At 46.1% G+C, this 22,114-nt stretch carries 22 protein-coding genes; 17 read left to right on the plus strand and 5 right to left on the minus strand.

Annotation, left to right across the window (positions count from 1 at the left end):
- Positions 1–6 precede the first annotated feature (6 nt).
- Both VJ374_RS06715 and VJ374_RS06720 read left to right on the plus strand, forming a co-directional pair.
- Positions 7–492 carry an SMI1/KNR4 family protein gene (locus VJ374_RS06715; RefSeq protein ID WP_329470712.1) on the plus strand — a complete coding sequence of 162 codons (486 nt, stop codon included), beginning with the start codon at positions 7–9 and terminating at the stop codon, positions 490–492.
- A gap of 15 nt (positions 493–507) precedes the next feature.
- Positions 508–984 (plus strand): GNAT family N-acetyltransferase, encoded by a 477-nt coding sequence (locus VJ374_RS06720; protein ID WP_329470715.1) that lies wholly within the window; start codon positions 508–510, stop codon positions 982–984.
- Here VJ374_RS06720 and VJ374_RS06725 read toward each other — a convergent pair.
- Both VJ374_RS06725 and VJ374_RS06730 read right to left on the minus strand, forming a co-directional pair.
- Complete coding sequence (locus VJ374_RS06725) at positions 978–1,214, minus strand: hypothetical protein (RefSeq protein ID WP_329470717.1); 237 nt, start codon at positions 1,212–1,214, stop codon at positions 978–980. The two genes, VJ374_RS06720 and VJ374_RS06725, sit on opposite strands and share 7 nt — an antisense overlap.
- 59 nt (positions 1,215–1,273) lie before the next feature.
- A complete protein-coding gene (locus VJ374_RS06730; RefSeq protein WP_329470718.1) occupies positions 1,274–1,930 on the minus strand; it encodes a hypothetical protein in 657 nt (218 codons plus the stop codon).
- Positions 1,931–2,062: 132 nt separating this feature from the next.
- Here VJ374_RS06730 and VJ374_RS06735 point away from each other — a divergent pair, with 132 nt between their 5' ends.
- The 8 genes from VJ374_RS06735 to VJ374_RS06770 all read left to right on the plus strand — a co-directional run bounded on the left by VJ374_RS06735 (position 2,063) and on the right by VJ374_RS06770 (position 7,656).
- Positions 2,063–2,749 carry a glyoxalase gene (locus VJ374_RS06735; protein ID WP_329470720.1) on the plus strand — a complete coding sequence of 229 codons (687 nt, stop codon included), beginning with the start codon at positions 2,063–2,065 and terminating at the stop codon, positions 2,747–2,749.
- Between the two features lie 30 nt (positions 2,750–2,779).
- Positions 2,780–3,190: a hypothetical protein gene (locus VJ374_RS06740; protein WP_329470721.1), complete on the plus strand. Its 411-nt coding sequence runs from the start codon at positions 2,780–2,782 to the stop codon at positions 3,188–3,190.
- A gap of 20 nt (positions 3,191–3,210) precedes the next feature.
- On the plus strand, positions 3,211–3,684 hold the full coding sequence (locus tag VJ374_RS06745) for an NUDIX hydrolase (RefSeq protein WP_329470723.1): 474 nt from the start codon (positions 3,211–3,213) through the stop codon (positions 3,682–3,684).
- A gap of 112 nt (positions 3,685–3,796) precedes the next feature.
- The gene (locus VJ374_RS06750) at positions 3,797–4,645 is read left to right on the plus strand and encodes a Cof-type HAD-IIB family hydrolase (protein ID WP_329470725.1); all 849 of its coding nucleotides are present in this window, start codon (positions 3,797–3,799) and stop codon (positions 4,643–4,645) included.
- Positions 4,620–5,585, plus strand: a complete 966-nt coding sequence (locus VJ374_RS06755) for a LacI family DNA-binding transcriptional regulator (protein ID WP_329470726.1) — start codon at positions 4,620–4,622, stop codon at positions 5,583–5,585. The genes VJ374_RS06750 and VJ374_RS06755 overlap by 26 nt, the downstream gene beginning before the upstream one ends.
- 70 nt (positions 5,586–5,655) lie before the next feature.
- A complete protein-coding gene (locus VJ374_RS06760; RefSeq protein WP_329470728.1) occupies positions 5,656–6,393 on the plus strand; it encodes a phosphotransferase family protein in 738 nt (245 codons plus the stop codon).
- A 28-nt stretch (positions 6,394–6,421) separates the two neighbouring features.
- On the plus strand, positions 6,422–7,027 hold the full coding sequence (locus VJ374_RS06765) for an AAA family ATPase (protein WP_329470730.1): 606 nt from the start codon (positions 6,422–6,424) through the stop codon (positions 7,025–7,027).
- A complete protein-coding gene (locus VJ374_RS06770) occupies positions 7,024–7,656 on the plus strand; it encodes a DUF3108 domain-containing protein (RefSeq protein WP_329470732.1) in 633 nt (210 codons plus the stop codon). Before VJ374_RS06765 ends, VJ374_RS06770 begins: the two co-directional genes overlap by 4 nt.
- A gap of 45 nt (positions 7,657–7,701) precedes the next feature.
- On the opposite strand, the gene VJ374_RS06775 is transcribed toward VJ374_RS06770, so the two are convergent.
- Complete coding sequence (locus VJ374_RS06775; RefSeq protein ID WP_329470734.1) at positions 7,702–9,678, minus strand: CDP-glycerol glycerophosphotransferase family protein; 1,977 nt, start codon at positions 9,676–9,678, stop codon at positions 7,702–7,704.
- Between the two features lie 346 nt (positions 9,679–10,024).
- Between VJ374_RS06775 and VJ374_RS06780 the strand changes: the two genes are divergently transcribed.
- The 3 genes from VJ374_RS06780 (at position 10,025) to VJ374_RS06790 (ending at position 12,790) form a co-directional block, all read left to right on the plus strand.
- Positions 10,025–11,521 (plus strand): glycosyltransferase, encoded by a 1,497-nt coding sequence (locus VJ374_RS06780; RefSeq protein WP_290749761.1) that lies wholly within the window; start codon positions 10,025–10,027, stop codon positions 11,519–11,521.
- Between the two features lie 34 nt (positions 11,522–11,555).
- Positions 11,556–12,422 (plus strand): UTP--glucose-1-phosphate uridylyltransferase GalU, encoded by an 867-nt coding sequence (galU, locus tag VJ374_RS06785; RefSeq protein ID WP_329470738.1) that lies wholly within the window; start codon positions 11,556–11,558, stop codon positions 12,420–12,422.
- Positions 12,423–12,514: 92 nt separating this feature from the next.
- Positions 12,515–12,790 (plus strand): hypothetical protein, encoded by a 276-nt coding sequence (locus tag VJ374_RS06790; RefSeq protein WP_329470740.1) that lies wholly within the window; start codon positions 12,515–12,517, stop codon positions 12,788–12,790.
- A 78-nt stretch (positions 12,791–12,868) separates the two neighbouring features.
- On the opposite strand, the gene VJ374_RS06795 is transcribed toward VJ374_RS06790, so the two are convergent.
- The gene (locus tag VJ374_RS06795) at positions 12,869–13,861 is read right to left on the minus strand and encodes a hypothetical protein (RefSeq protein WP_329470742.1); all 993 of its coding nucleotides are present in this window, start codon (positions 13,859–13,861) and stop codon (positions 12,869–12,871) included.
- A gap of 201 nt (positions 13,862–14,062) precedes the next feature.
- Between VJ374_RS06795 and VJ374_RS06800 the strand changes: the two genes are divergently transcribed.
- The 4 genes from VJ374_RS06800 (at position 14,063) to VJ374_RS06815 (ending at position 18,443) form a co-directional block, all read left to right on the plus strand.
- Complete coding sequence (locus VJ374_RS06800; RefSeq protein ID WP_329470745.1) at positions 14,063–14,875, plus strand: ankyrin repeat domain-containing protein; 813 nt, start codon at positions 14,063–14,065, stop codon at positions 14,873–14,875.
- Positions 14,876–15,004: 129 nt separating this feature from the next.
- The gene (locus VJ374_RS06805; RefSeq protein WP_329470746.1) at positions 15,005–15,475 is read left to right on the plus strand and encodes a DinB family protein; all 471 of its coding nucleotides are present in this window, start codon (positions 15,005–15,007) and stop codon (positions 15,473–15,475) included.
- Between the two features lie 61 nt (positions 15,476–15,536).
- On the plus strand, positions 15,537–16,211 hold the full coding sequence (locus tag VJ374_RS06810) for a 5'-methylthioadenosine/S-adenosylhomocysteine nucleosidase family protein (protein ID WP_329470748.1): 675 nt from the start codon (positions 15,537–15,539) through the stop codon (positions 16,209–16,211).
- Between the two features lie 204 nt (positions 16,212–16,415).
- Positions 16,416–18,443 (plus strand): acyltransferase family protein, encoded by a 2,028-nt coding sequence (locus tag VJ374_RS06815; protein ID WP_329470749.1) that lies wholly within the window; start codon positions 16,416–16,418, stop codon positions 18,441–18,443.
- Between the two features lie 57 nt (positions 18,444–18,500).
- Here VJ374_RS06815 and VJ374_RS06820 read toward each other — a convergent pair whose 3' ends face one another.
- Positions 18,501–22,025, minus strand: coding sequence for a CDP-glycerol glycerophosphotransferase family protein (locus VJ374_RS06820; protein WP_329470750.1), 3,525 nt, complete (start codon positions 22,023–22,025; stop codon positions 18,501–18,503).
- Between the last annotated feature and the right edge of the window lie 89 nt (positions 22,026–22,114).

Here is a 22,114-nt window from a genome sequence, read left to right on the forward strand (position 1 = left end):
AAGATCATGATTGCATTAGAAACATTAAAAGGTCGCCTCGTCGACAGTTTGTTAGAGGTTCAAAAAGAAGACGGATATGTTGCCCGAGAACGTTTCATCTTTAACCAAGGAGCGACGGACGAACAGTTAGCGCAATTACCTGAGTGGACGGCAGACGACTATAAGACGTTCTTACGTCTACATAACGGGGCTAAGCTCTTTCAGCACGAAACGTTATCCTATAATGATGGATTTGAACTCTTTTCGATCGAGGATTGTCTGACGTATAGCGAGATTTGGGAATGCCCCGAAAACTTCCTAGCAATCGGTGCAGGACCAGACGGGGAGTGGATCGTCTATGAGATGAATCGACCGGAAGGAAATCGGATTTGGAGTGGGGAATTTCTTAATTTCGAGGAGTGGGAAGAAGACGCGATGCCGTTCGGCTTCGAGCGATGGCTTGATTACTTGATCGTCGCGCAAGGTACACAATTTTGGAATTGGTTCCGTTAAGAGAGGACGAGTACATTGGATATTCAATTAAAGACAGCGTCTCTTGCAGACGCTCCGAAGCTTCATAAGCTCCAAATCAAGGCTTTTTCAGAGACACTCGAGCGGTATCAAGATTTTGCGACGAATCCGGCGAACGAATCGATCGATCGTATCATTCACCGGATCACACATCCAAGCAGTACGTTCCATCAAATCATCGTCGACGATGTCGTCGTCGGCGGGATTTGTGTCGTTGCGAAAGCGCCAAGTCGCTACGCGATCAGTCCGATGTTCTTAGATCCAGGTCGTCAAGGTGAAGGGATTGCACAACGCGCATTACAACTCGTTGAATCAGCGTATCCGACTGCTGCAGCATGGGAACTGCGAACGATTCGCGAAGAGACGCGCAATTGTTATTTCTATGAGAAGATGGGTTACCGATTGACCGGTGTCAGTCAACCGCTCAATGAACGAGCGACACTCGTTTCCTATCGAAAATCCGTGTCTCAGTGAGCTTGTTTTGTCGGAAGGAAGAACCACCACAAATTCGTCACCAAAGCAGAGAGAACGGCAAAATTAAAGAGATAAAGGCAAAAGAAGAAGACGAACTCACCGATGTCTTCTAAGCTAGCTAACGAATTATCGATCAAGTACGATTCGTGACTGACGCCGAAGATGAATAAAGGAAAGAAGACATAAAAATATCGTTTCCAAAAGAATGACGCACGATCTGATTGGAACATATGAGCACCTCCTGAAAGGAATGACACGCTTCTTCTGACGGGAAGAAGCGTGTGTTCATTTACGATAAAGACGGTGTACCGACAATCTCGACGTGCCGCGTGACCGTATCAAACAAGCGTGTCCGCGTATCGTTATGAGACAACAGTAATGGCTCACCGGTCTCGTCATAGACGAACGCAATCGGAATCGAAAAACCACAGTTACGGTACGAACCATCGGCATGACTCGTTCCGATCATGATTGCTTGTTGTGCTTGACTGATGATACGTGCTTCACCGGACCACTCGACGTACTGTTCCTCGCTGAACATGCCGACGCCAATCGGGTTGAAGATGAGATCAAGTCCGGATTCCTCGCGTAGTCCGTCTTTTCCTAAGAAGATTTCACGGCAGAGGACGTATCCATAGCGGAACGACCCGTCGTTTGCTGTTGATGGTGTAAAAAGCGGTCCAGCTTCTGGTGTTTTGGCGCGATCAAGCAGAATCGTCCCAGTCGCATCGATGATGACAGCGCGATCGAGATTCGCTTCATCTTTGTAACCGAGGACGATTGCTGTTTTGAACTGTTTGGCAAGATGTTGCACGCGTTCGAGTTCGGTGACCGTACAATAGCCTTCCGGGTAGACAATCAGATCGACTTCAGGATAAGCGGCGATTTCACGTTCGAATTGTTCGAGTCCGGTCTCGCGTTTTGGTTGAGCGATTAATAATTTCATCAAAACATCCTCTCAGGCATAAATATATCTGAAAAATCAGACTTTCCATTCGTCATGATTTTACCATTAGTGGTAAAATAAAGCATATCGCTTTTTGATAAATTTTACTGCAAATGAAGGAAGGTCATCAGCTTGAACATTTCAAAAACCATTCTTGTGACGCGCGATCTACCGGCGATGAAGGCTTTTTACATAAACCAGATCGGATTTCCGCTCGTCTCGGAAACGAATGAGTCGTTTACGATGCAAATCGGTACCGATCAGCTGACATATCAACAGACGGACGATGTTGATACGCAATACCATATGGCGTTCAACATTCCGGAAAACGTCTTCCAACAAGGTAAAGCGTGGCTCGTAGAGCGGACACCACTCTTGATCGAAGACGGACAGGACGAGATTTATTTTGACTTCACGGACTCACATTCCTGTTACTTTTATGACCCGGATGAGAACGTCTTGGAGCTGATTGCGCGGCATCAAATCAATCCCTCTAAAGCGGAACTGACGTTTGATGTATCGGACATCCTCGGAATCGGTGAGATGAGTCTGACGGTAAAAGATGTGCTTGAAGTGGGTGAGCAGTTAGCAGAGATCGGCGTTGTCGAGCGACGGGAACGTCCGCTTAACGGCGCGTCACTCAACTTCCTCGGACCGGTCGTGGATGGAACGCATATCTTGCTCGTCCCAGAAGGTCGGACATGGTTGTTCTCACCGAAGACGGCGAAGATCAGTCCGATTGAGATGGAACTCGACGGCAGACATCGGGTCCGGCTTGACGCAGCGGGCGTATGGCATCAAAGTACCGTGTCTTCATAATTCATTATTCTAAAAAGTGAGGGAAGTAAGATGAACAAAGCGGTGAATGCGAGTATCGCGTTCGGATTATTGTTGTTCGTATGTGGTTTCTTTTTTCTGTTTGGCTATTTGGCCCGGTCGATGCCGATTCAGCAGGGCGGTGACCCGGTCATCTTACCGGTCGCAGCACTCCTCGTTCTCCTACCATTCGTGATCCGTGAAGGCATGCGTGTTTTAACGTATGTCTCGCTGACACGTCGACAGGTCGGCGTACTCATCTTACTTGCAATCAGTGGAATCATACTTAGTAGTTGGATTGAGGTGCAACAGAATGTTGCCGTAATCGATTTCCGTTCCCTCTTTACGATTCATACGTACGTACTGTTCGTTTCGGGCATCATCTTGATGTGTCTCCTATTGACGGGACTCAAACGGATGCGCGTCCGAACGAAAGTGATTTAAATGGAAAAGGACTGAATGACATGGGATACATCACAGAATTACGCAAACTCGTCGGCACACGACCACTCGTCATGGCAGGGGCGTGTGTCATCGTCGTCAACGATAAAAAAGAAGTTTTGTTACAACTTCGGCAAGATAATCGTTGCTGGGGACTCGCTGGTGGAGCGCTTGAGATCGGGGAGACGCTCGTAGAAACAGCAAAACGTGAATTAAGGGAAGAGACCGGTCTTGAAGCGGAGCATCTCGAATTATTGAACGTCTATTCGGGTGATGCGTTTTACTATAAGTATCCGCATGGGGATGAAGTCTATAATGTGATCTCGGCATTTCTGTGTACAGCTTATACGGGTGAAGTGGTTCGGGATCCGTCAGAAGTCGCAGAATTACGCTTTTTCGCTATGGATCAGCTACCAGAAAACCTCAATCCACCGGAACGACCGATCTTGATGGAGTATGTTCAGAAACAACGGACAGCGCATCGCGTTTCTATTTGAAGCAAAGAGTAAAAACAAAAATCTTGAATGAACTGTTCATTCAAGATTTTTTGTTGCACTGGGACGCGTTTCAGCCTGTAGCATCAAGAGGACACGAAAAGGAGGAAACGCGATGCGATGCTTTGCGATTGATTTAGATGGAACGTTATTGAATAAGGAACACGGGATTTCGGATGCCAATCAGGCAGCCATCAAGAAACGGCAAGCCCAAGGAGATATTGTCATCATCGTCACCGGGCGAGCTGCCTTTGATGCACGACGGATTCTAGCGCAACACGGACTGGATTGTCCAGTCATTGGTGCGAACGGGGCAGAGATCGAAGCGGGACAGGATAGACGGTATTTTTTGAGCCGTTCTAGCAGTCGAACGATTTGGGAGATCGTACGATCTACAAACATATTCATACATATTTATCTACAAGATAACATCTTGTTACCGCAGTTTTCGTTTGCTACCCTTCAAGGCGGAGATCGTGCATTTCAAGGAGCGATTCAGGCTCAATTAACGCAATACGGTGTCGAGGAAGTTGACGAAATCACAATCGATCAACTGGACGTCATCAAATTCATGTTCGTCTCACCTGACAGATGGCGACTCGAACACCTCGAACAACAACTCCTTCAGCTGAAGATCTGTTCCGTGACACGTTCAGGTGCCTATAACTTAGAAGTCATGGCAAACGGCGTGACGAAAGGGACCGCCCTTCAAGACATCGCAAGAGCGTACAGGATGACACTCGAGGACATCATTGCGATCGGTGACAATCAAAACGATCTACCGATGTTCGAAGTGGCGGGAACATCGATTGCCATGGGAAACGCTGAAACGTCTGTCAAAAGCAAAGCGACATATCTCACCAGTAACCATGATGAGGACGGTGTAGCGGAGGCATTAAACGGCTTAGAACGATGGGAACGAAAGAAGGAGGGACAGCATGGCGAATATCTCGGACATCGCTAAACAAGCTGGCGTCTCGAAGTCGACGGTATCCCGTGTCTTGAACGGTCATAAGCATGTATCAAAAGAAAAGCGACGGATCATCTTAGACGTGATGGAGCGACTGGAATATAGTCCGAACGGAAATGCGATCAACCTCTCACGCGGTAAGACGAATACGATTGGTGTCCTCGTGCCGCGTGTTGGTCATCCGTTTTTTCATCAATTAATCGAGGGGATCGGTCAAGTGTGCATGGAACAAAACCACACACTCCTTGTCATCCAAACGGAACACGATCCAGCAAAAGAGGAAGCGAGTGTGCAATACCTTCGCGATAAGCGGATTGACGGATTGATCATTGGCGCCATCAGTCAGCCGCAGTTACTTGCGACGATGCGGACACTTGGACCAGTCGTTGCCTGCGAAGACCATCAGGATATCGTGCCGTCGATTTCTTTTAATCATGGAAAAGCGATGACGATGTTGCTGCAACATGTAGAAGAACGAGGAGCAAAAACAGTCGGTCTCTGTCTTGGAAATCCAGATAGCGGAGTCGGAAGAGTCAGACGGGATGCGTTCGACCAATATCTCAAGACGTCTTCGCTCCGTCATGGAATTCAATGGTACGCGGATCGGTGCTATTCTTTCGAAGACGGACAAGCACTCGCAAATCAGCTTCTAACAATCGATTTACCAGATGCCATCATCGTCGGCAATGACGAAGTCGCAGCAGGTCTTATCCATCAATTTCGCAAGGATGGCATTCGGGTGCCAGAGGATATCGCCATCACGGGATTTGATGATCGACCGATCGCACGAGCGCTTGGATTGACGACGATCCGGCAACCAGTCGTGGGGCTTGGGCGACTAGCGGCAGAGCGGTTATGGAATGATGGATTGAAACATAATAGTAACGGAAGTGCGTTACTTGAACCTTCCTTGATGATTCGCGAAACGACTTAACGAACTAAGTGATGGGAGAAATATGGCGATGACTAACGAAAAAAAAGGTTCTACCGCTACCGTAATGACAATGTCTGACGAACGAGTACGCAAATACTTCCATGAATCGATTGAAAAACAACGAATCGTACAGGAATTTCGTATGCTCGAAGAACTCGAGCGGACGGTTATCCCGACGCCAAACGTATATGCTGTTGCATTAGAAGATTCGCCGTTCATTGAGATGCAGCAGATCGACGGCAACGAAATGTTAGAGTTGTTTGATCCCTCCCGAATAACGGATTTTCTTAATGCCTTCGCGACATTACATCAACGGATTCATCAGCATCAATCGCGTGTAGCACCTGGATGGCACGATGTCACCCATCAAAAAATGCGTCATCTATCACCTGCGTTACGCTTGAAGGCGGAACGATTGTTAGAGACGCTTCACATTCCGCAACAACAAGGATTGCTCCACGGGGACTACCATTTCCAGAATATCCTCGTGACAGCGGATAAAACGTTCGTCGTCATTGATTGGCATGATGCGACGACAGGGCCACCGATCGCGGATGTCGCGCGGACGTTGCTCTTGCTGCGAATAGCAGGTGAAATAGCAGTGCCGGACGAGGTACGACAATACGTCTGCGGAGAATACCTCGACCGCTATCAAGCTGTTTCGTCAATCCAGCTATCGAATCTTGCAGACTGGTTACGACTCATGGTCATTCTTAGGACGCTTGAGCAAATCCCGGATGCTGAACAAAGTCGGTTAAAGGAATTGATCAGTCATCCAGACCTCAGCTCATATTTTTTTAATACTTAAGTATATACAGGTAGGAGGAACGCCATTCATGAGAACCATCATCTCGATCCAAGGGGCTATGGCATCCGGGAAGACGACGCTTGCGCAAGCGCTCGAAGACGCTTACCCGGAGTTGCATGTCTATTATGAACATCCGTATCCGATCGTTCAAAAAAGAAAGGAGCTCGAATTAGACATCCGTACCGAAGACGGATTCGTTGAGAATCAGCGCTTGTTCATTCAAGCGGAACTCGAACGGTTTCGCCATTTTCCCGACGGACACATCATATTAAATCGTGGTCCGGAAGATCTTGAATTTTATACGCTTCATTATCCACAGGTACATGGGTATGACTGGGATATGGAATTCCGTTTAAAGACAGAACTAGAGGCATTAAGAAGATGCCGATCAGACCTGATTCTTTATTTACGGGCACCAGACCATCTCTTACGAGAGCGGCGCGACGCCGATCAGACAAGAACGCGCCAATCTTTCGCACAACACGAACCGCTTTGGAAACTTGAAGAAAACTGGTTTGAACGGTTTCCGGTACATCCGATTGATACGACAGCGAAAACGCTGGAGCAAGTCCGACAAGCAGCGGTTCATCGGTTGGCTGTCACCGGAATCTTAGGAAGGGAGAATGAGATATGAATGTAAAAGGGATGACCTATCCCCTCATCGAGGGACAAGACGAAAAACAGGTCTACTGGATAGAGCAAGGAGAATCGGTTCAAATTGGACAGACTTACGAAACGATTCGGTTAGAAAAAACATCACATCAATCCATCCTTGTACGGGAGCAAGAATTAGTGTCAGAAAAAATTGGCAATCGAACGATCCGCCTGACGATTGATGCAGAAGACTATACGCCACTCGAATTCGTCGAGTACCAAGATGGAGTCCAAACCGTGCATGCGTTGTATCGAGCGGATGCAGTCGTAATTACGCGAGGCAATGAGCAGTCTGTCCTACCGATTCATACCGAAAGTGTTGATCTGTTTTCAATCGAATTGTTGTTGCGAGCATTACCACTAACCGTTGATTCGACGTTTTCGTTTAGTGGCTTTAGTGCCGTTTCAGGACTTGCGGTACCGATTCAGGTGCGACCCTTGCGGTACGATCGATTGACGACCGAATCAGGCGAACACGTAGAGACACTTTGCGTCCACGTTGCGTTTGGTGAGCGGGTTCAGTATTACTGGATTGATCCAGTCAAGCGGGAGTTGTTAAAACAGTCCTCACAGATTGCGGACGGGATCTCATTGGAATTTCGTCGATGAAAAAGGAGCAACGAAACGGTAGACCGTCTCATTGCTCCTTGTCTGTTATAGATGAAAATGATGTTGCATCGCTTCAAAAATCCGCTTACTCGCCTTTGTATCATCAAAAGCATAGATGTGACTGAGATTGCGCTTAAAGCGTTTCGGCATCTTCAATTCGCGTAACGACTCCATCAAGGCTTCTCTGGATTCGATGACGTCTCCTGGTAATAAGTCTGTCGATTCACCAGCGTTATCTTCACCGATCAAGACAGGTGGGCGATAGTAGAGGACCTTTTTGTGCATCAAGGAGAAATCGAGACCGACACTCGAATAATCTGTGATCAACACATGATGATTCTCGAGTAGCTCCTTGACTGTGAACACATCCTGACCGACGACATCGACGAAATCCGAATGGAACAAGTGGCTGAATTTTTGGAAATTACGATGGAGGTAGAACGAGACTTCATACTTGTTGTCCATCACTAAGTTTTTCAACCGTTCGTCCGTGATTAACGCTTGAAACTCCTGATAATAGTCACTTTCCATGAACTGCTCGTCCGGATATGTATCAAGTTTCGGTCGCCATGTCGGCATGATTAAAATCTTCTTCCGATTCTTATACCGCTTGAGCCAACGTGACCGTTCGGTGATCAATTGATCAAATCGGGCCATCCCTGTTACGACGATTTCATCCGCATCAAATCCGTAGTCGCGTTCAATCAGGTTTTTTTCTCTTTCCGAAGACACAACGAATAAGTTCGTAAAGGGATGGGGTAATTTTTTACCATAAATACTACTCACGTCTTTCGAACCTGTCACACCGTGTTGCAGGAAGATTTTGTGTTTTTCCTGAATGAACTGTTCTGTCCGATACGTCGAGAAGGGAAGGGCATAACTCGATGAATGCGTATGACATAAAACGTCCGCAGCCTGAACGACCTCGATATTCTCCGGAGATTTATAGAACACGATATGGTTCTCATATCCGGCAAGATTTTTGAGGTCCGGACTCGACCGACTGATGATGTAGTAGATGTTGAACTGTTTCCGGTGCTGGTCAACAAGGTACTTGAAGAAAATCATCCCATTATCTTGTGCTTTATCCGGGTATTCATAACAGACGATCGTCTTCTTAGTTGGATCCAGTCCAAGTAACGGTCGGGGTTCTGCATAATATTCGACAGTCTCGACTGGCACCGGGATTAGACGCATTGCAAGGCGTTCTGACACGGTCGAATAGGGACGAACCAACACATCGTATTGCTCATTTAACGGCAACCAGTGCTCGTCATTCAAGAGTTCTGGATGATTTTTAAAGTGACGAATCCGAGGTGTGAATCCAGATATCGGCATCTCACGAATCGAAAAGCCAAATAAAAGATCATAGATGTTCGCGTTAAAGGCATCGTATGTATACCGGTCACCGAGCAACTGCTCAACGAGTTCTTTATCGATCACGGCTTCGACTTCGGTGCTGAAGCGACAGGCGTCGACTGGTGTGACGGTGAAGCGTTCAATCGGTAGAGCGATTTTTTGTTCCTGATGTCTGAATTTAACGAAGCAACTCGGTTGCGCGACTTCGACATATTTCGAGTGAAACGAAAACTTCAATAGAAGCACGTCGTCTTGACGCGTCATGCCCTCAAACTGGACATCTCGGTCGTAAAAATTCATGATGGACGGTTTTTTGTTATAGATCAGACTGAGCTCATCGTCCTGATCGATGAAGATGAAATAGGAATGTTTCCCTTGTTTGATGTAACTGTTCGGTGCGATGTCCAGTGGCTTGGAAAGATGTTTGAATGAGATCGGTGTTCCAAGTTCATCGACGAATTTAATGGGATGATTCTTTTTTCGGAAAATATCGAGTAATGTATCGATCGATAGCGAAAAACCTGTTTCTGTTTGTTGTACAGGTATATGTTGTTCGTTAATAGCTAAATATAGGGTTTGTTGCGGGAGATTCTCGATCAAAAACGTATGGTCACGACAGGTGATTTTCATTGATGCATGGCTTCCTTTCTCACTCTGAATCATATGGTATCTCTGTTACATCCTTCACCATACAATATCTTCCGATTTCTGCAAAGATGTAGTTTGAATGGAAATCAGTGAAGTGTCGTTTATCTCCTTAAACTTGTTGGGTAGAATCGACCGCTCGTTCAGCTTTACGAACTACTAGTTGCAGAACCATGACAATGATTGGATATTATGCAAAAATAATTGACTTTGTTCGTAAAAAAGGGGATAAATAGAAATTGTATTGGTTTTAACTGTCTGAACAAGACACGTTTAGAAAATAGCAGATTCGGTAACATATATAGGTTGACCTCACACAAAAAAAGAGAGATCGATCTTAAAGGGTAGAGGAGAGTAATTACAGATGCTGTATACTGTTACATCGACATTACCACCGAAACACGGTGGTAGAACGAAATCACTGTTGAGTCGGATTGCACTCATGGAAAAAGAATTGAGTGTTGGTTCGACGATCGTCACGACGAACTACAATGCCAACTACATGGAAGTGTACGAACAGTTCCGAGCTGAAGAAAAAGTCGGTCCAATGGTCCAATTCGAAAACATTTATGATTGGTTATCCGATTATAAATTATTGAGCATTCCGACAACCCGTTTTCGGAACAAGCCGATCGTCAAAGAATCGGCGCGTGAAATCGAAGGGTTGAAAAGCGTTGAGAAAAAAGGCAGTGATGCCGTTCGCTATTATGATGAAGAGGGTGAATACGTCCTCTATCGTAAATTCTATCCGGAGACGCAAGTCGTCGAATTCGAAGATTTCATGACGAAAGCATCGCCTAAAAAGGTCGAGCGCTGGGAATACAACGTCTACGGTCAATTGCACCGCAAGACGATCTACTCACCCGTCCATCACGGGAAAATGATGGAGGAGTTGTATGATTCAGAAGGTGCTGTCTATTGTAAGAAGTTCTACAATGAAATGGCACGTCCGAAACTCGTCTTGATTCAATTATATCGAAACGGCAGAATGTACAAAGCGTTCAAAAAAGAAAAGGATTTGTTTGAATACTACTTCAACCGTCTGTTTAAAGATGGCGATGTTTTGTTCGTCGATGCTCGTTTACTCGATCGCTCGATTCTCAACATCAAAGCAGCCGTCAAACGCGTCATGGTCATCCATAACTCGCATTTAGATGGTTCAAACGTCAAAGGGTCGTACGCGACGATGTTCTCAGAATCTGATAAGGTGACACGTTTCATCAGTCTGACGAATCACCAAAAAGAAGACATCTTAGAACGGTATAACATCCCGGAAGAGAAAATCTCCATCATTCCGCATTTCATCGTTCCGGAACAAGCGCAACGACGTGACCAGGTCAAAGATCAATTCTGTTTCATCGGTCGATTCGGTCTGCAAAAACAGATGGATCATTTAATCAAGAGTTATGCACTTTTCAAACAGTCAGGTCACACGACGAAACTCGTCCTTTACGGCATGGATGAACAAGGGCAACTCGCGATGATGGAACGCTTGATCGAGGAGCTCGGTTTACAGGACGATATCGAAATCCACGGTTTTACGTCGAATCCGGCAGAAGTGTTCCGTGAATCGAAAGCCTCGTTGTTAACGAGTGAATTTGAAGGATTCGGGCTGACGGTCATGGAAAGTATCAATGTCGGCTGTCCGGTCATCTCCTATGATGTGAAATACGGACCACGCGAAATCATAGCCCATGGCGAAAACGGATATCTTGTTCCAGCCAATGACATGGAAGCCTTCGCACAAGCGATGGTACAACTCGTCGAACAACCACTCGAGCGGGTCGAGACGAAGCCATCCCTGTACCTTGAGACGGCTGTAAAGAATTATGGACGATTACTAGAAGAATTGAACAACTAAATCTACTACTTGAACGATGAAGAGGATGAACGATATGAAAAAGATCACAAAAGCTATTATTCCAGCAGCAGGACTCGGAACACGTTTCTTACCTGCGACAAAAGCAATGCCAAAAGAAATGTTACCGATACTTGATAAACCAACGATTCAGTATATCGTCGAAGAAGCCGCAAAAGCCGGCATCGAAGATATCATCATCGTCACGGGTAAACATAAACGAGCCATCGAAGATCATTTCGATAACCAAAAAGAACTCGAAATCACACTCGAAAATTCCGGTAAAACGGAATTGCTCGAGAAAGTTCAATTCTCAACGAACCTTGCGAATATCTTTTATGTCCGCCAAAAAGAACAAAAAGGTCTCGGGCATGCCATTCTGACGGCAAAACAATTCATCGGCAACGAACCGTTTGCTGTCTTACTCGGGGACGATATCGTCGAGTCGGACAATCCGGCAATCAAACAATTGATGGACGTTTACGAACAGACAGAAAAATCGGTCATCGGTGTACAAGAAGTCCGTCCGGAAGATACGCATCGTTATGGCATCATTGATCCGGTCTCACAAGACGGACGACTGTATGATGTAAAACAATTCGTCGAAAAGCCGGCACACGGAACAGCACCGTCAAATCTTGCGATCATGGGACGTTACGTACTGACACCGGATATCTTTGATTATCTAGCAGATCAAGAAGAAGGGGCAGGCGGCGAAATCCAATTGACGGATGCGATTGAACGCTTGAATGCGGATAGCCAAGTCTTTGCGTATGATTTCGAAGGCAACCGCTATGACGTCGGGGAGAAACTCGGCTTCGTCAAGACGACGATCGAATATGCGTTAAAAGATGCAGAGATGAAAGATGAGCTTAAAGCTTTTATCAAGACACTAGATATTTAAATGACGAACCACCCTGACATGATGCAGGGTGGTTTTTTTGTAATTCATGAAACCAATCCGTCTAGTCGAAACGTAGAAAAAGGAGAAGAGAGGTGCTACATATGTTAACGTGGCTCGGTGTGAAGGCTGATAAAAAAGCAGAGCGACAATTTTTCGCAGGTGTCGAAAAGAAAACAATCTTCCTGATCTTACTCCTAGCGCTTGCGATCTTGAAGGGTGTGAAGTGGGGAATGACAGTACTCATCCCAACGGCATTTTTCAGTGATCCGATCGTTTCCGTGTTACCAGGCGTGCTTGGCGTCCTAACAGCAGTCGTTTTCGTACTTTTGGTAGAGCGCTCCCTGCAGGATAAGTCGAGTGAAAAGTAAGAGATATACGAAGACCACCTGAAATTGGTGGTCTTTTAAGTGCGAGATGCATTGCTTAGAGTACAAAGAAAGTATTGCTTATAATGAAAGTACGACGGGGAACGTATGTGGCGGTGGTGTGATGATGGAACTCTTGATTTTCTTCATCTTCTGATTAAGTATAGTGACGGTGTATACTCTTCGCTCAACATCTCCTTCTAGGACGTAATAGCATCGTTCCGGAGCATGATATCGAAAATCAATCAACGCATTGTTTGAAGCATAAGCTCGCTTCACCTGTTTCGTCTTATAATCGACTTCGAGTAACGAATACGCATTTAATAGAAGCTCTTTCTGACTTGAGATTTGCTTTGTTTTACTGACCCACATCACACTTTCGGGTACTGTGAGAGTCAATTCACTAGATTTCGTTTTGATGTCATACGTGCTGATGGCTAACTCTTCGTTTTCTTCCGTCAGGTTTCCGTAAATCTTGAGCTGCTGATCAATCTTTTTAAAGTAGAATCCAAAAGTGAGTTGAGGGATGATTTTTGCACTCTTTACTTTTAAACTTTTCCGGTCAATCGTATAAAGCGTAACATCCCGACTTGTGTCACCGTACACGTTTGCTAAGACATAGATGTTACTCTGATCGATTATGAAATCCCTCGCATGACCGACGAACCGTTTCGTACCTTGGCTCTTTTTATAACTAGTCGTATATTTGGTAATCGAAAACTCATTCAAATTCGAGTTGTTCAATGAAACGAGTCCATCGTTGACTCTCTTGATATTTAGTGGATTTACCTCAGTCTTATGTACGGATTTATCCTTTGATTTCAAATCAATCAACGTATCTCCATACATATCAAAAATTAAACCGTCACTGATTTTGGTGACTCCTGATATTTTGTATTGTTTAGTTTCGATTGGCTTGAAATTTTTGAAAACTTGAATGGACGTAAAGGGTTTTGAATAACTCGTAGAAATTACTTTGAATTCGGCTCCATGTGCCATGGAATCATTCGAAAATCCGTAAAGCATCGTAACAGCAGATCCAACTAGAGTGAAACGAATCAACTTGTTCTTCATGATCATGAAAAGCTCCTTCAAAAAGTTTTTCTTTTATTTTACATCTTTATCTATTCATTTCCTTAAAATAAAGATGTTTCACGAATGGCATACCGAACTTGTCACAAAAGACATCAGATGTTCAAAGGCGTTTTTGCGCATGACAACTGATTGTTGTTGTAAAATGAGGACAATGACGGAACAGGTGAGGGGCGAACGGACATGACGAAACGATCCATCCAAGATGCTGCTTTTTTGGGCAAACGAAAACAAGTAATGCGCTGCATCGAACGTGGTGACGATCTGAACGAACTGGATGAAGAAGGATTTGCAGCACTTCATTGGGCGATTCAGGAAGGGTACCTACGGATCGTCGAATTGTTGCTCGATCACGGGGCGGATGTCAACCTTCCGAATCAGGACGGGATGTCACCATTGCATATTGCGCTTTATGATCAAAAGACCGACATTGCGTTACTTTTGATCAAGCGAGGCGCTCATCTTGATTTAGATGAACACGGATTCTCAGCACTTCATTTAGTAGCGGGCCGGGGCGGCAATAAAAAAGTCTTACGCAAACTAGCGCAGAACGTCGAGTTGTTACATCAACGGACCGATGACGGGGAAGGAGTGACACCGCTACATTATGCGGCGCAGGAAGGTAAGTCGAAAAAAGTCCAGCTATTACTGGAGGCAGGAGCAGAAGTCGATGCTGTCGGATTAGATGGATTCACACCGCTGTATCTCGCAGTCGGGAATAATCATTCGAAAGCGGTCAAAGTGCTTCTAAAGGCAGGAGCTGACATCGAAGCGGAAAACGTCGCGGATGGCGATACGGCAGTCCTCGCATTAGCGAGTGCTTATGGCTATGAACGGGTCGTCCGGTTATTACTCTCTTATGGAGCCAATCCACTGCATCGAAATGAAGACGGACGGACAGCGCGTGATGCGGCACTGGATAATGAACACCATCAGATTGCGGAGATCTTGCGCCAAAAAGAGATTGATGCGTTATCTGAGGAAGAGAATAAGTGAACGATGGACGACAAGACAGGAAACATCTGCGGGTGCTTCCTGTCTTTAATTTTTAAAGGATTTTCAAATTGCTTTGTCAAAATAGAGATTAAGAGAACACTTATTCGCTATTGAAGGGAAGGATGTATCGTGAACGCAATCGATTGGACGGTATGGAATTTAAACGAAGTGAGAAGAAGAAGCATCAAAGTCTGGCAGTCGATTCCTGAAGATAAATTGAACTGGAAACCGGATGAGAACGCCATGACGTGTTTTGTGATGATCCGTCATGTGTTAGACAGCGAGTATTATTATTTCTTAGCCTTACAGAATCGAGGCAGTCTACCGTCGTATGAGTCCCCGTTTGAAGGGCGCGACTTCGTATCCGTGCAAGAGGAATTAGACTTTGCGGAAGCCTATCGTGAGGAATTCATGGCATATGTCGAGCAACTAACGGAATCAGATTTAGCGATCGTTGAGATTGATCGTTCGGAATCAGGATATGTGCGTTCGCTCGGTGATATGTTGTTACGAATTGCTTATCACGAAGCAGTGCATACAGGACAGTTACTCGATTACTTAAGAACAGCAGATATTGAGCGTGTACGGGTTTGGGATTAATGTTGGGAGATAAGAAAATAATATCTTCATAATGAAGATAAAAATAAAGGAGTAAGATGGAATGATTGGAATCAGCATCGCCACCACATGGGAGTTTGACGCGACACTTGCGTATTTTCATGTCTCGCCTGAGGAAAGAATCACTTATCCGTATGGTGAATACTTCACGCGTGAGATAAACGGGAAGACACTTCTGTTTTACAGCACGGGCGTTCGAAAAGTAAATGGCATCGGAGCGAATCAATATATGATCCTCCGTTTCTCATTGACGAAGGTCATCGTTGCCGGAACGTGTGCCGGGATTGACCCCAGGTACGACGTACTTGACATCATCGTTCCAGATCGTGGCGTTCAATATGATTGTACGGTCAAAGAGATTGAACCACTCATTAAACCGTCATTCATCGTCAATCTCGACGTCTCAAAATATGGTAACGACTTTCATCTCGGAACGATCGGAACGGCTGATCGCGCTGTCGTCATGTGGCGAGACTATATCGAACTGCGAGATAACGGTCTGACGATTGCCGATACGGAGGCGGGGGCTGTCGCGTACATCTGTCAGAAAAATGCCGTTGAATGTATCATCATCAAAGGCATTTCCGATTTTCCGACCGAAGAGAAGAACGAGGGTGCTGTCGAAGCAAACGTCGAACAGATGCGAATCTATATCGAGAACACACCGAAAGTGATGCGACGGATTTTTGACGACTACTTGCATCAATTTCTAATGTAATTTGTACCCGATGCACTTCTTTTACATATTTTCCAAGTTTCTTACGGCATTATAGTTCATTGGCATTGTATTTTTTGAAATATGTTCTATCATAGTGAATGGAAACGTTTTCTCGAAATGGTGAGTACATACCGAACTGTACAAGAAATGCGCTGCAATCGTCAGGATTCGTAGGTGTAGAAGTAGATGGAGGGACATAGAAGCATGCAAGAATGGAAAGCATCTGGTCAGTCTGGGCAGAAACGGATTGATATTGAAAGCCGGTTTCGTCCAGAAATCGAAGGGCTACGCACGGTAGCTGCCTTACTCGTCGCAATTTATCACATATGGTTCAATCGTGTCTCAGGTGGTGTCGATGTCTTCTTCGTCATCTCGGGCTTTTTAATCACGACATCAATCATCTCGACGATCAACCGGACAGGAGAGTTCAAGTTCCTTCCGTATGTGACAAAGTTGCTGAAACGACTGTTGCCATCGGTTTTATTCATCTTAGGAGTCGTCTTGGTATTAAGTACGTTTTTATTACCAGCATCGATTCTCGGTAAAACGATTCGTGAAGTCGTCGCCTCGATGTTCTTTTATCAAAACTGGCAACTCGCCGTCTCAAGTACTGATTATTTGGACGCGACGCAAATGAAGTCACCCGTCGAACATTTTTGGGCGTTATCGATCCAGTGGCAATTTTATATGATTTGGTTCGTTTTGTTTTCGTTCATCTTATGGATGATGAACAAATATCAGATTCGGTCAATTAAAGCCGTCCTCAATGGTCTGCTTGGATTCTTGTTCGTCACGTCACTTGCGTACTCGATCTATCTGACTGAAGTCAATCAGCCATGGGCGTATTTCATTACGCCGACACGGGTTTGGGAATTCGCCTTAGGTAGCTTGTTATGCGTGAACTTATCGGCGATCCGTATCCCGAAATGGGTGGCAACGATTATCGGCTGGGTTGGTCTGATCGGTTTGCTGACGACCGGCGTCCTGTTTAATGTCTCGCAAATGTTCCCTGGCTACATCGCACTCTGGCCGATGACATGCGCCTTGATGATCGTGTTATCAGGGACACAAGAGACACGATTCGGATTAAAACGGTTCCTCGGATCAAAACCGATGGTCAAGCTCGGTGGGATTGCCTTCGGGATTTATCTCTGGCACTGGGTACTGCTTGAGTTCTATCGCTACAACGTCCAACAAACACCTGGTCTGCTCGTCGGCACATTGATTATTGTCTCGTCGATCGGCTTATCGTATCTGATGACGGAATGGATTGAAAAACCGATCCGGACTTCAACCGTCAATCGGACAGCGTTCAAGAAATTAGGTGCGCTGTTGACGGTCAACGTTTTGTTAATCGGATCATTACTCGGATTCGCTTATATGGAAGAACAAGAGCTGAAACAAGCCGTCAGTAAGAATAAATATCCGGGTGCCTTAGCGATTGAACAGGCACTGTCTGTACCGAAGCAAGACCCATTCCCGTCATATGCGAACGTCTTCAATGACTTACCCCTCGTCCATACGGATGGTAGCAACCAAGGGCTGCAAAAGACGGAAGCAAAAGTCGGCGAATACGGGAAGACGAAGGAGTATAAAGCAACGATCGCACTCGTCGGTAGCTCGCACTCGGAGCAATGGTTCGGTGCCTTACATGAAGCAATCAAAGGGACGGACATCCGTTTACTTAACCTGACGCGGTCAGGAACACGTTTTTCAACCGGCTATGAACCGGACTCGCTAAAAGGGATATGGAATCAGAACGTCTTGAACTATTTGAAAGATGCCGATGTCGATTTGATCATCTCGCACGTGACGGCAGCGGATGCTTCAAAAGACAGCATCCATCAACAAATGGTCGACCAGATGCAGTTCGTCAAGGACGAGTATGGGATTGAGGGGCTAGCACTCCGGGACAATCCACGATACGATTTTAACGTACTCGAGGCACTGGAGACGACAAGCATCGCTCATACGACGAAACAGATGAACGCACAACCGAATCAAACGGATGGAGGGTATTGGCAACAATTCGAAAAAACGAACCAGTCGCTCCATAAGCTGGATTTGACGCGTTACTTCCACGTCAAAGGTGAGTACCGTCCCGTTATCGGCAATGTCGTCATCTATCGCGATAACAGCCATATGACGAATACGTATGCGGAAAGTTTTGCTCCGATGTTTAAGAAAAAGCTCAACGAGGTCCTCGCAGAAAAGTTAGCAACGGACGAATAAAATATGTAAAACGGCTTGCATCCGTAAAAGGGTGCAAGCCGTTTTTCGTATCATCGGTCAAACAGAGTAACTGCCGTCTGGTTGTTCAAGTAATTCAAGGGTTTGAGTGCGCATCGTTTGATCCGTTTTGAAGTACGCATCGACGACACGAGAAGCGGCAAACCCATCCTCCATCGGACCGTACGTCGCACGGAATGCATCGAGTTGCGCTTGATACATTTTCGTCAGACGCGGAATGTCCGATAAGGCGTGAAGCAATGCTTCTTCCGTTTCTAAGATCGGTCCTGGAAGATCGTTGTAGTAGTCGAGGTAGAACCCGCGCAGCGTATCGCGGTAGAGATCAAGGTCATACGCATAGAACATCATCGGACGATTCATGTTCGCGAAGTCGAAGAAAACAGAAGAATAGTCCGTGATCAGTAGATCGGTGATCAAGTATAGTTCTTGAATATCCGGATAAGTTGTCACGTCGATGAACTGTTCCCGGTGCTGTGCCGGAATCTTCGGCTTTTTCGTGACGAGCACATGCGTCCGAATCAAGAAGACATACTCATCGCCTAACGCTTCTGCGACCCGGTCGAAATCAAACGGATAGTCGAAGTAGAACTTCCCTTTACCGAGCGACTGATGGTCACGGAAAGTCGGTGCATACAAGATGACTTTCTTATCTTCCGGCAGTTGAAGCTGCGTCCGGATCCGTTCGATTGTCGCCGTATTATTCGCCGTAAAGAAGAGATCGTTTCGCGGATAACCAGATTCGACGACCGGTCCCCCGTACTGGAACGCACTTCTAAAGATGTTCGTCGCATAGGGACTCGGAGACAAGAGGACGCTCCATTGCTGGATCGCGTTCGTTACACGCTCGACATAGCCTTCGTCCCGTCCATGGATCTCGTCTAAGTCGAACAACATCTTCTTCAAAGGTGTGCCGTGCCACGTCTGGATGTAGGTCGTCTCTTTCCGTCGCGTCATGTAATGCGGGAAGTTCTGATTGTTGACCCAAAACTTCGCCGTCGCCATGTAATAGAAGTAGGCAGGAGATAAGCGTTTGACGACTTTAGCGTTCGGATCACCGAGATAAAGCTTCTTGTTATAGATCCAGACGACTTTGTAGCCGAGTGCTTGTTTCTTCAGTTCCTCATAAATGTAACGCGGACTGTCCGCGTAATGTTTACCGAGCCCACTCTCGAAGACGACGAGTTTCGGGTCGACCGGCAAGACGCGTTGCATGAGTCGATATCCAGCATTCATCGTCGGGAAGTAGAACCGGCTTCGGCGATAGACCTTAAAGAGAATGTTCGCTGCCTCGTTCGTCTGAATCTTTTCAAAGAGGCTCGTCTGTTTCGTATAGTTCATGATCGTTTGATAGACCTGATCAGAGTAAGTCGTATCCGTTTTCGTCAAGAAGACGTCAGCGCGTCGTTTGTATTCGTCCGCCATCTCAAAATTACGGCGTGCCGTCGCGTCAAGATCGTCGAACAGGTCATCAATCGTTTTTGAGATTCGACCCGGTAATTCGTTCTCGAGATCGAGATATGAACCGAGTGGACCGATGAAGCGTTTCGGGTCGAATTGGAGATAGTGAACCGGTCGCTTTAAGAAACTGAAGTCAAAGGCAACACTCGAGTAGTCAGTGACGAGCAACAGGCTCTCTTTTAACAACCCTTGGACGTCACGTTCGCCTTGGTGGATGACCGTGATCGGTAAGTTCTCGAAATGACTCGAATATTGCTGCATGTTTGGATGCAGGCAAAGAACGATCTCGAGACGATGTTGTTTCGCATACGCATGCAAACGATCACTCGATAGGAACGTTTGATACTGCTGATAGTATTCTGATTCGAAGAACTGGAGAGGCGTCTGTAGCCACGACCGCCACGTCGGAATGACGAGCATCTGACGTTTGACCGGGACGTCATTTTTCAAGAGTGCATCAAAGCGAGACAAGCCAGTAATTTTGACCTCGCGCTCAGCGTATCCCATATCTTGTGTGACGAGTCGCTTTTCCCGCTCCGAGCTGACAAGGAACAAATCCGTGTCGAAGGCAGCAGCAAATTTCCCGTATTGATTGTTCATGTTCTTCGTTCCGAGAACTCCGTGTTGGATGAAGACACGATCTGCTCGCATCTTGCGTTTGAACGGCTCCGAGCGAAGCGGATACAAGTATTCCGCGTGGTGTGTCCCGATGACCTTCTTTGCCATCAACGAGTGATAGATGTGTTCCTTCGATTTGATCGGCAAGACGTTTCCGAGCGGAGCGACTTGCGCATATTCGTTCGACGCCGGATCGATGACGTAATAGACCGGTCGCTCAGGATAAGTCTCGCGCATGTATTTGAAGAAGTGGTAACCATTGTCCTGCGCTTTATATGGACGTTCTCCGACGAGCCACGTGTTCTTCTCGGCAAACAGCCGGTAGAGCGGGGCGAACGTCATCAGATGATTCAGATAGGCGTAATTTTCATTCGTGAACTCGGTCATCTCAAATGATAGATTCCGGTGACCGACCGTGTAGTACGGAATGATATGCATCGTCGACGTCTCATCTTTCCCTAACGCTTCCGGTGTCAGCTGACGCGTAATATAACGGGCACGACCGAGACGGTATAATTTCGGTTCCGATCGGTGATAGAAATCGAGCGCGATGAAAGCATCATAAACCCCTTCTTGCAATTGGGCTGCTTGATGGAGTTGTGACCAGTGAATCTTCGCCGTGTAATGATAGCGATACAATCCGAATTTTTTCGCACTTACCTCGTTTTGGTACAACCAATCGATTGGGACAGGGACTTGATCGCCACTCTCTCGGTGAACAAGGAGCAACCGTCCCGTCTTGATGAACGCATGACGCGTAAAGGCTTTTCCGCTTATGACCGTCGTCGCTTTCGTCTCATTACGGACCGCATCGATTTGAATTTTCGGCTTCATCTGCGGTTCTTTATTCAGCAAGAGACGCAGGTTGCCTTTTAGATCCGTATACAACTGGACGAATTCGTTGAACGTCTCATCCATCAACGGCGCGAGAGGCGCAGGAATCTGTGTATCAAGAAAGCGCCCTAACAGAATTTCGCGGGTGAAGACGGTCGCGTCGAGCGTAGCATGGCTCGGTAACCCGTCGGATTCCCATTTTTGTAATTGTTCCGGTGTGAGATGCTCGACTTTTTTTGTGAACGTTAGCCAGAGTGAAAAACGACCAATCGGATAGAGCGTATCTTGATCGGCTTCGACGGACTCGATCTCAGCGAGACCGTCCTCTTCGATCGTCGGAACGTCCGCCTCTTCTTGCATTTGAGCAACATGTTGACTCAGTTGAGACACGATTGAATGCGACAGCTGAAAGGTGAAGCGATGATCGTCCAGTTGGTTCGGCACTTCAAGGACCGTCTCTTGCGATCGATCGCGGATACGTAACGACGTGATCGTCAGCAACGGATCATTCAATTGACCGGATAGCGTATAGTCTGTCGGCGAAGATTGAATCTGTAACGATTCTTTTAATGCCGATCGTTTAAGTTTTTTTTGTTTTTTCGGAAGTACGGAATGTCCAAATTGGAGCACCCGGAGAGCAGATTTAAACAGCATGGAATCAAGGAACCTCCTACTAAAAGATGTTATATGAAAGCGTTCTCTTCCATTAGCATTTTATCATAACCAATAGCTAAAACATCCTA

The sequence above is a fragment of the Exiguobacterium sp. 9-2 genome (assembly GCF_036287235.1).
Lineage (GTDB): Bacteria > Bacillota > Bacilli > Exiguobacteriales > Exiguobacteriaceae > Exiguobacterium_A.

Bases quoted from the DNA above. Each gene is read 5' to 3' on its own strand.
- VJ374_RS06760 (WP_329470728.1), top strand. From the start codon at position 5,656: ATGTCTGACGAACGAGTACGCAAATACTTCCATGAATCGATTGAAAAA.
- VJ374_RS06820 (WP_329470750.1), bottom strand. From the start codon at position 22,025: ATGCTGTTTAAATCTGCTCTCCGGGTGCTCCAATTTGGACATTCCGTA.
- VJ374_RS06745 (WP_329470723.1), top strand. From the start codon at position 3,211: ATGGGATACATCACAGAATTACGCAAACTCGTCGGCACACGACCACTC.
- VJ374_RS06815 (WP_329470749.1), top strand. From the start codon at position 16,416: ATGCAAGAATGGAAAGCATCTGGTCAGTCTGGGCAGAAACGGATTGAT.
- VJ374_RS06780 (WP_290749761.1), top strand. From the start codon at position 10,025: ATGCTGTATACTGTTACATCGACATTACCACCGAAACACGGTGGTAGA.
- VJ374_RS06725 (WP_329470717.1), bottom strand. From the start codon at position 1,214: ATGTTCCAATCAGATCGTGCGTCATTCTTTTGGAAACGATATTTTTAT.
- VJ374_RS06755 (WP_329470726.1), top strand. From the start codon at position 4,620: ATGGCGAATATCTCGGACATCGCTAAACAAGCTGGCGTCTCGAAGTCG.
- galU (WP_329470738.1), top strand. From the start codon at position 11,556: ATGAAAAAGATCACAAAAGCTATTATTCCAGCAGCAGGACTCGGAACA.
- VJ374_RS06740 (WP_329470721.1), top strand. From the start codon at position 2,780: ATGAACAAAGCGGTGAATGCGAGTATCGCGTTCGGATTATTGTTGTTC.
- VJ374_RS06800 (WP_329470745.1), top strand. From the start codon at position 14,063: ATGACGAAACGATCCATCCAAGATGCTGCTTTTTTGGGCAAACGAAAA.
- VJ374_RS06750 (WP_329470725.1), top strand. From the start codon at position 3,797: ATGCGATGCTTTGCGATTGATTTAGATGGAACGTTATTGAATAAGGAA.
- VJ374_RS06810 (WP_329470748.1), top strand. From the start codon at position 15,537: ATGATTGGAATCAGCATCGCCACCACATGGGAGTTTGACGCGACACTT.
- VJ374_RS06765 (WP_329470730.1), top strand. From the start codon at position 6,422: ATGAGAACCATCATCTCGATCCAAGGGGCTATGGCATCCGGGAAGACG.
- VJ374_RS06795 (WP_329470742.1), bottom strand. From the start codon at position 13,861: ATGAAGAACAAGTTGATTCGTTTCACTCTAGTTGGATCTGCTGTTACG.
- VJ374_RS06730 (WP_329470718.1), bottom strand. From the start codon at position 1,930: ATGAAATTATTAATCGCTCAACCAAAACGCGAGACCGGACTCGAACAA.
- VJ374_RS06770 (WP_329470732.1), top strand. From the start codon at position 7,024: ATGAATGTAAAAGGGATGACCTATCCCCTCATCGAGGGACAAGACGAA.
- VJ374_RS06775 (WP_329470734.1), bottom strand. From the start codon at position 9,678: ATGATTCAGAGTGAGAAAGGAAGCCATGCATCAATGAAAATCACCTGT.
- VJ374_RS06715 (WP_329470712.1), top strand. From the start codon at position 7: ATGATTGCATTAGAAACATTAAAAGGTCGCCTCGTCGACAGTTTGTTA.